Origin of the sequence: Paraburkholderia mimosarum LMG 23256 = NBRC 106338, from assembly GCF_000739815.1 — a bacterium.
In the GTDB taxonomy this organism is placed as follows: domain Bacteria; phylum Pseudomonadota; class Gammaproteobacteria; order Burkholderiales; family Burkholderiaceae; genus Paraburkholderia; species Paraburkholderia mimosarum.
The window spans coordinates 1-7509 of the sequence record NZ_BBJJ01000139.1 but is presented as its reverse complement, the minus strand read 5'-3'; the positions used below and the strand labels follow the sequence as shown (position 1 = coordinate 7509).

Here is a 7509-nt window from a genome sequence, read left to right as displayed (position 1 = left end):
GCAACTTGCCGTTCACGCAATGGGCCTCGGCGTTCGCCGACGACCAGACGCTGACGGCAGCGATGCTCGACAGGCTGTTGCACCACGCGCACATCGTGCAAATCAGCGGCGAGAGTTACCGCTTGAAGGACAAGCGGAAAGCAGGACAAACGAGCACGCGGGCGGGCGCGAAGGCAGCCGCGTGATTAGGACCCGGGTGGGTCAGTTTTACTTCGGCGCATCGGCGAAAAATGGGTCAGATTTAAATCGGCGTTGACACTTAGCGTTGCTCGCGGTACGACGCCACCCTCCTCGGACCACCCCATCGAAAACACGATTCCATAGAGACGTCGCTTGGTCCCTGCTTGCAGCACGTCACCCAACAGGGCTTCGAGGTCGCGACGCAAAGGTTCAATTGACGAACTATCCGCGCTGCGAAGCGGCAACGTGAACGGATCCCATGGCAAATCCGCTCGTTCGAACATTGCCCTTAGCAATACGTTCTTGTTCGCGAAATGTCCGCACTATAGCTCCGCGAGTCATGCCAGCAGCGTTCGCGATGCCTTCGAGAGATGTGCGATCCACGCCTCGCCGAAAGAACTCAGATCGCTGTTTGGGCTACAACCGGTTTAGTCTATATAGGAGGGTCATCTGGCGTGCAACAGCAGCATCAAATCCGCTGGCTATCGAAGTGAAATGTTGGACGTTCACTACATTACACAGGAGCGGCGCAGTAGTTGGCGCCTTTCAAGATCCGTCCCCACTCATAATCGCAATGATCGGGGATATACGGCATCGTCCCGCCTCCCGGCGTAAACGTTAATTCTCCGAAGAATATCTGCTCGTCGAGTACGTAGAGGTCAACACGTACATAACCAAGCCCTTCGGCTAGCCGTATGGCAATTCTGCTCAGCTCGTCCCAATTCGACGGCCGCGCCACGCCTCTTTCGCTGCGCCCATAGGTGCCGCGAGCCACGTCGAGCCTGTTCCATTCGGCATCGTACATATCGGCGAGAGGCTTGCCGCGGCCGTCGAAACGACTGGAAACGACGCCCGTATAAATGACCGGACCATGGGGAGCATAGCCGAACATGTTCATTTCGTAGTCGGCCGGAACGTTGCCCGATCGGTCAAGCAGCAGGGCCTCAAACAATATGCGCGGCGGAATGCCCCTATAGTGCCTCTCGCGCCCGACGCGATAGTAGTTGACTCTCAACCATCTGTCCGCCAACCGACGCAGTTCTTCAAATGATCTTTTTGACTTGTCCCGAACTACTTCGACGAACCCCGAACCGTGGCTCGCTTTCATCACGAAGGACGACGGAAGCGAGTCGAAGACTTCCTTGGTAAAAACATCCGGGGCAGCGAGCAACGGAATAAGATACTGCTCACCGATGCGCTCCATGACGTATTGGCGCACGCTCAGCTTGTCGGTCAGGGTGGTCCAGCGCGGATCCGGACGGAGGCATCGCGTCAGAATGATTTCGTTGAAAGTCGTCGGACGCTTCATCTGCGGGAACCGCCCGATGCTCCGGCGATGGGAAAGAGTCAGATACCATTCGTCGGGCATAAGCACCGCTGCGCCTTTGATCAATCGGCGCGTGCTACTGGATAGGCCATTGCTCATTGAGTGTCTCCGATCGCGCTAAGGCTTGCTCGCAACGTCAGGGCCCCTTGAGAAGCAATTGGAGTACCTGATCAGTGGCGAAAACAAGCGGGGTTCTGGCGTAGAGGTTGGCTACCGGCCGCTTATCATCTGTGTGAGTACTCGCTTTCGGCGGCGACTCGTTCCTTCGCCCAATCCCTAATCCCCCAAGCGGACTTCCTTCCGGGCGAGGGGCGAGGGGCGCGGGGCGAGGAAGGATGATAGCGCGGACGTCACAGGCGTCCTTGACATCACGTAAGTGCGTGCTGTTCACCTTTCCCAGTATGCAACGACTCCAAGTCTACCAGTTGAAACTGGTGCCAAACGGTGCGCAGCTACGCAATATGCGTCGCTTTGCCAGCTTGAATACAAGCTCGACTGGAGCGGCGGGTGGCTCATTGCCGTGCCACCGCAGAACACCAGCCGGACTTGTCCATGCTGTGGTCCCATTTGCGCCTTCAATCGCCACACGTTGCGGCGCTGGGCTTGACCGAGCGGGTTGTGATTTTCAGGGCGGTTCCGAACCGCGATATGCCGAGGTTTTATGCCCTGGCCGAGTTCATCGTGCGTGCCGGTGCATTCGATCTGTGGGGACTGTGCGTCAGCGAGGCGATGGCTGCGGGGCGGCCCGCGATCGTGTCGCGCACTCGCGGTTGCGCGAACGAGTTCGTTATGACGGAATCAACGGGTTCATCGTTCGACCTGGCGACGTCGAGCAACTGTCGGAGAAATTGACGCAGCTCGCGGAAGATCCAGCACATCGCGAACGGATCGCCCGTAACGCGGAAACAACGATGCGCGACGGGACACCCGAATTCCTTTCAACAAACGTGCTCGCCCTTGCAAACGCATATGGGAGGCGCAATAGCGCATACCGGGGAGCGCGAGCGATCCAAAGAGAATGGTAATTGCGGCCTCAATGGCTCACAGCACCCGGTCATCCGGGGAAAGGCTTCAACCCATCACGATTGACAGTAATCAAGTACCTGCTGTGTGCACCTTGGCAGTATTTTCGACCGCGATTCGAAGGCATTATTTCCATGGGTTTGCAAATTCTTCACGCCATCATCACAGTCAATCCGACGTATGGCGGCCCGATTGAGGGGATCGTTCAGACGTCCCGCGAGCATCGGCGCAGAGGTAACTCGGTCGAGATCCTCTCGCTCGATGACCCCGACGACCGGTTACTCGTTCAGTGCGAGTTCGTCTGCCACGCCGTCGGACCGGGGCTCGGCAAATACCGGTATTCCCCGAGGCTGGTCCCATGGCTACGGGCGAACGCGTCGAAATTCGACTTCATCATTGTCAACGGCATCTGGAATTACACATCATTTGGTGTCTGGCGCGCCTTACACGGTTCGGGAATACCTTATTACGTATTCACGCACGGGATGCTCGATCCGTATTTCAAAAAGCACTATCCATTGAAGCACCTTAAAAAGATGCTGTATTGGCCGTGCGCGGAATACAGGGTTCTTCGCGACGCAAATGCCGTGTTCTTTACGTGCGAGGAAGAGCGTCTCTTGGCTCGCCAATCATTCCGCCCCTACCGCTGCAACGAGCATGTCGTCAACTACGGCACAGCAGGTGCCGTTGGCGATCCCCAGATGCAGCGTGAACTTTTTCTGTCGAAGTTTCCGCACCTGCGCGGTAAAAGAAATCTGCTGTTTCTTGGGCGGATCCACGAAAAGAAGGGAATCGACCTCACGCTGAAAGCGCTGGCCCAATGCGTGAAAGACGCGCCCAAAGACAAGGTCAACGATGTCCAACTGATCATCGCGGGCCCCGACAATGGCGAGTACGCGAGCGCGTTAAAGGCCTTGTGCTACGAGTTGCAGTTGACCGAGCGGGTGACGTGGGCGGGAATGCTCGGCAACGACCTCAAGTGGGGCGCTTTCTTTGTATCCGACGCCTTCGTGCTTAACTCACATCAGGAAAATTTTGGGGTTTCCGTGGCGGAAGCGTTATCGGCGGCGCTACCTACGCTGATAACAGACAAGGTCAACATCTGGCGTGAAATCGAGGAGGCGGGCGCAGGCTTCGTGGACACCGACGACCTGGCAGGCGCGGTGCGCTTACTGCGCCGTTGGCTGGGCGCTTCGCGAGCCGAGTGGGCGGACATACGCACGCGCGCCAGAGAGTGCTTCACTTCTCGATTTCATATCGCTCTATCCACACAATCCTTGCTCGACGGGCTTGCCATGTACGCGGGAAACGAGGCTCAAGCGCACGCACTTCGGCGCGATAGCGCCGGCACAGTTCGACGTCCGCCCCTCGGTAACCAAGCAGCTGTCGGCGCTGCATCGAAGAGCAGCGGTCATCCAGCGCAGTGACGGCGTTGGCTGACAGGCCACGTTTGGTTGTTTGGATGCGTATAGCCGGTTTGCAGGATGGTGCGCACGGACCGCTGAGTTGGCGCGCCAATCACGAGTGCGCGCTGGCACGCCGCTTCCAGCCTCTCTTTGCCGTAATTGCGCGACAGCGACAGCAGGCCTAGGCACGCGCGGTATCCGATTTCCGGGTGCCGACGGTTCGTCAGCAAATGCCTGACGATCGCCTCGGCGCTGACGCCGATCGACGGTTCCTTCATTCGCGCCTGCTCCTCTGCGGACAGCCCTGGAAGTTGAACGGCTCTAAGGATAACGTTTCCGGCCTTCTCGATCCTTTCCCAATTGCGTGTGATGTCCGCGATCATGACGTCATCCCGGCCACTGAGGCCACCTGTCAAACCTGCTTACGAATCGAGGCAGCCCAGTATGCATCGCTGAACGCCTCGGGTTCGAGGTAGAGGCAATTGTCGTTCCACCACTTTTCGCACTCTTTGACGATTTCCGCGATTTCGTCCGAATGCACTCCGCGGTATAGCCGTCTCCAGAGGGCAAACGCCTCCTGATGGGCCTGCAGCAGTTTGTCGAGTGCGGCCATCCGAAGCTGATGACGGGACTTCAGCAGTTCCAGTTCTTTGGCGTGCTCATTCTTGATTTCCTCGACGATGCGCGTGAGTTCACCAATGTCCTCCTTCGTTGCGAGATTCTTGCCCTTTTCTTTCAGATAGGTGCTGAAATACGCGCCCAAGCCGGACGCAATGATCGTCATCAGAAAGGTCAGCATTACAGCGGTCTCCGCTTGTAGACGAGACATTCTATGTCGATGTGAGCCTTTAAACCTTGGGGCATTGGCGGACCGCCGCTGAGTGCCCAAAGTGCGCGCCGGCATGGCTTGTTCGAATCTCTTTAGTTCCTCATTCAAGAACGACAAGTTTCGCCGGCGGCTGAGCGATTCGACAAAATCGTTGCATCGACCGGTTGAATCCGCCGGCCATGAGCGGGCATTCGCAGTCGGTTGGCGAACGTCTGTTGACGAGCGACGAGCCGCCATTTTGCAAAGCGACGATAACCGATGATTCGGCAGATGGGCCATACGCCCAACGGTGATTTCCGTTTGAGCGATCCGTTCGCGTTCGTCTCGCCAAGACAGGGCCTCTGTCATCACAGCCAGCAGTTTGATTGTGTTTTTTTATGACCGGCCTGTATGTGATAGAGGACCCTATCAGATATACGAGAAAAAGGCATGTCTGCTCAAGTTCTGCGTGGTGATGCCGTATACCAATATCATGTGTGATGTTTTTGTCAATCGAACGCAAGGGGATCACGGGGCTGGTCCCGCTTGACGTTGAAGCTGAGGCAGCGCGCTGCAGCTGGGATATGAAAATTGGACAATCTCGAAGAAGCAATTGAAGGAATCGACAGGCTCACAAGCGCCAACAGAAAGAAAGTGAGCGTGATTGGCGCGCGGGCGGTGGTTCTGGGCAAGTTTCTTGAGGCAGCCTTGCCACACCTGAGGACGTCGCAGCGCGCCGGGATCGCCAGGTCGTTCCGGCAGGGCATTGAAGAAGCCATGTCCCTGACGGACGATGTACGCCTGCCTGCCGAATATCACTCGGCGCTGCTTGAACTCACGAATACCATCCTCGCTGCACTTGGTCACGAATCGTCCCGGCATCGGTCGGATTAGCTGGGGCTAACTGTCGCGGCTTACGGAAACGTCGCTCACACGGAACACCGACACCGCTTCCCGCAACGTCTGCGCCTGCTGGTACATCCGGGCTCGACAAACGGCCGCCTCCGCCGATAAGACGCCATCTCGTTCCCGAATAGCGCCGACGCTAGGCCCCGCCCGCTCCCGTTCTTCACTATTGGACCAGTCATGCCAATCCGTTCTCTCTCCGGCCGCGTGCGCCGACTATACGTCTCTCTGCTCAACCGCTACCCCGACGGCTTCTCCGTCGACCCATCCCGTCAGGTGGAAGTCGGCGGCCGCATGACACCCATGATGATGAGCGGCTCGCGCGAAGTCACACTGAACCACGCGCCGCTCGACGAATGGGGCGTAGAAATGGGCGGCAGCGTCAGCGCGATCTTCGTGGCGGCCGGTGACGATTTCATCCGCGTCGCGACCAACGTGAAGAGCGCGGAAGGCGTCCGCGCCGTCGGCGTGGTGATGGATCGCTCGCATCCGGCCTGGCGGCTGAACCGCGCCGGGCAGGCGTATTACGGCTTCACGCTCCTCGCGGGACGCAAGTTCATCGTCGACTACCAGCCAATTTTCGATCGCGGCGGACGCACGATTGGCATCTTTTCGGTCGGGCTCGACATCGGCAATATGCGGATGGCGACGCTCGCTCAGAAACTCGGGCTAGCCGCGGCCGGTGGCGCGGCGTTGCTGTTCATCGCGCGCGATTTTGTTACGGCAACGCTCGACGGCGGACACGTACCCGCGCTCGCGCGATGCCTCACCAGTCTCGGACTGTCGGCCGTGCTTGGCGCTGTTGTCTATGTGGTGGTCGAGCGCATCGCCGGCCGCTCGCTGCGCGAGGCGGCGGACGCAGCCCGACGGCTGGCCTCGGGCGATCTCTCAGAGCAGATGCCAGTCAGTCGCGGTGACGAGATCGGCAGCATCCTCGACGCGCAGAACGGCATCAACACGGGTCTCGCCGGTCTGATCGGTCGCGTGCGGACCTCGGCCGACAGCCTCACCACGGCATCCAACGAAATCGCGGCGGGCAACGAAGATCTGTCCGCGCGCACGGAGGCGCAAGCCGGTTCGCTCGAAGAGACGGCCTCGGCGATGGAGCAATTGACCTCGACCGTGCGCAACAACGCCGAGAACGCACGCGAGGCACACACGTCGGCACAGTCCACGAGCCAGCTCGCAAACGACGGCGCGCAACTGATGGGCCAGGCAGTCGGCACGATGGCCGAGATTCGCGACGCGTCGCATCGCATGTCGGACATCGTCGGCACGATCGAGGGCATCGCGTTCCAGACCAACATCCTCGCGCTGAACGCGGCCGTCGAAGCCGCGCGCGCGGGCAACGAGGGTCGCGGCTTCGCGGTGGTCGCCCAGGAAGTGCGTGTGTTGGCCCAGCGCAGCGCAACGGCAGCGCGTGAGATCAAAGAGCTGATCGGCCAGGTGGTCGGCCGGATCGACAGCGGCGGACAACTCGTGGATCAGGCGGGACAGAACATGTCGCGTATCGTCGGCTCGGTGCAGGACGTTACGTGTCTGATGGCCGAAATCAGCCGCGCGAGCGCCGAGCAGAGCACGGGTATCGAGGAAATCAATCGCGCGGTCGGGCAGATGGACGAGATGACCCAGCAGAACGCCGCCCTGGTTGAACAGGCCGCGGCAGCTTCCGCGAGCATGCGGCAGCAGACCCGTGCGCTCGAGGATGCGGTGCGGGCGTTTACGCTCGCGAGCTGAGCGTGAGCGTGGTACAGGGGGATGTCAAAGCGTTGATGGCGTGCTCGCGCGCCCGCGCATAGCGGATCTGGGCTTCGCGACCGGTGGCCGTCGCAGACCGGACGTTCAATTTTTTCGCGATC

8 protein-coding genes and 2 pseudogenes are annotated in these 7509 nt (G+C 59.4%); 6 read left to right on the top strand and 4 right to left on the bottom strand.

Features of this window, described 5'->3' with window-relative positions:
- Positions 1–185, top strand: a 185-nt coding sequence (locus BMI01S_RS35200; RefSeq protein WP_169745497.1) for an ATP-binding protein, incomplete at its 5' end; no start/stop codon positions are given.
- Positions 186–402: 217 nt separating this feature from the next.
- On the opposite strand, the pseudogene BMI01S_RS43560 reads toward BMI01S_RS35200, so the two are convergent.
- A pseudogene (locus tag BMI01S_RS43560) lies at positions 403–573 on the bottom strand (TetR family transcriptional regulator); the annotation flags it as partial.
- A gap of 121 nt (positions 574–694) precedes the next feature.
- On the bottom strand, positions 695–1606 hold the full coding sequence (locus BMI01S_RS35195; RefSeq protein ID WP_042292519.1) for an ATP-grasp fold amidoligase family protein: 912 nt from the start codon (positions 1604–1606) through the stop codon (positions 695–697).
- 277 nt (positions 1607–1883) lie between these two features.
- On the opposite strand from BMI01S_RS35195, the gene BMI01S_RS44325 reads away from it, so the two are divergent.
- From BMI01S_RS44325 to BMI01S_RS35185, 3 genes are all read left to right on the top strand, one after another.
- Entirely contained in the window at positions 1884–2114 is a 231-nt protein-coding gene (locus tag BMI01S_RS44325) for a zinc ribbon domain-containing protein (protein ID WP_081716291.1), read from the top strand.
- Positions 2060–2359: a glycosyltransferase gene (locus tag BMI01S_RS35190; protein ID WP_154671491.1), complete on the top strand. Its 300-nt coding sequence runs from the start codon at positions 2060–2062 to the stop codon at positions 2357–2359. Before BMI01S_RS44325 ends, BMI01S_RS35190 begins: the two co-directional genes overlap by 55 nt.
- Positions 2360–2664: 305 nt before the next feature.
- On the top strand, positions 2665–3957 hold the full coding sequence (locus BMI01S_RS35185) for a glycosyltransferase (RefSeq protein WP_063619636.1): 1293 nt from the start codon (positions 2665–2667) through the stop codon (positions 3955–3957).
- Here the strand turns inward: BMI01S_RS35185 and BMI01S_RS35180 are convergent.
- Together BMI01S_RS35180 and BMI01S_RS35175 are read right to left on the bottom strand one after the other, a co-directional pair.
- Positions 3942–4202: pseudogene (locus tag BMI01S_RS35180) on the bottom strand (IS21 family transposase); the annotation flags it as partial. The gene BMI01S_RS35185 and the pseudogene BMI01S_RS35180 overlap by 16 nt on opposite strands.
- A gap of 146 nt (positions 4203–4348) precedes the next feature.
- On the bottom strand, positions 4349–4735 hold the full coding sequence (locus BMI01S_RS35175) for a hypothetical protein (RefSeq protein ID WP_028215333.1): 387 nt from the start codon (positions 4733–4735) through the stop codon (positions 4349–4351).
- 600 nt (positions 4736–5335) lie between these two features.
- Here BMI01S_RS35175 and BMI01S_RS35170 point away from each other — a divergent pair.
- Positions 5336–5638: a hypothetical protein gene (locus tag BMI01S_RS35170; RefSeq protein WP_028215334.1), complete on the top strand. Its 303-nt coding sequence runs from the start codon at positions 5336–5338 to the stop codon at positions 5636–5638.
- Between the two features lie 192 nt (positions 5639–5830).
- On the top strand, positions 5831–7387 hold the full coding sequence (locus tag BMI01S_RS43805) for a methyl-accepting chemotaxis protein (RefSeq protein WP_028215335.1): 1557 nt from the start codon (positions 5831–5833) through the stop codon (positions 7385–7387).
- The last annotated feature ends 122 nt before the right edge of the window (positions 7388–7509 follow it).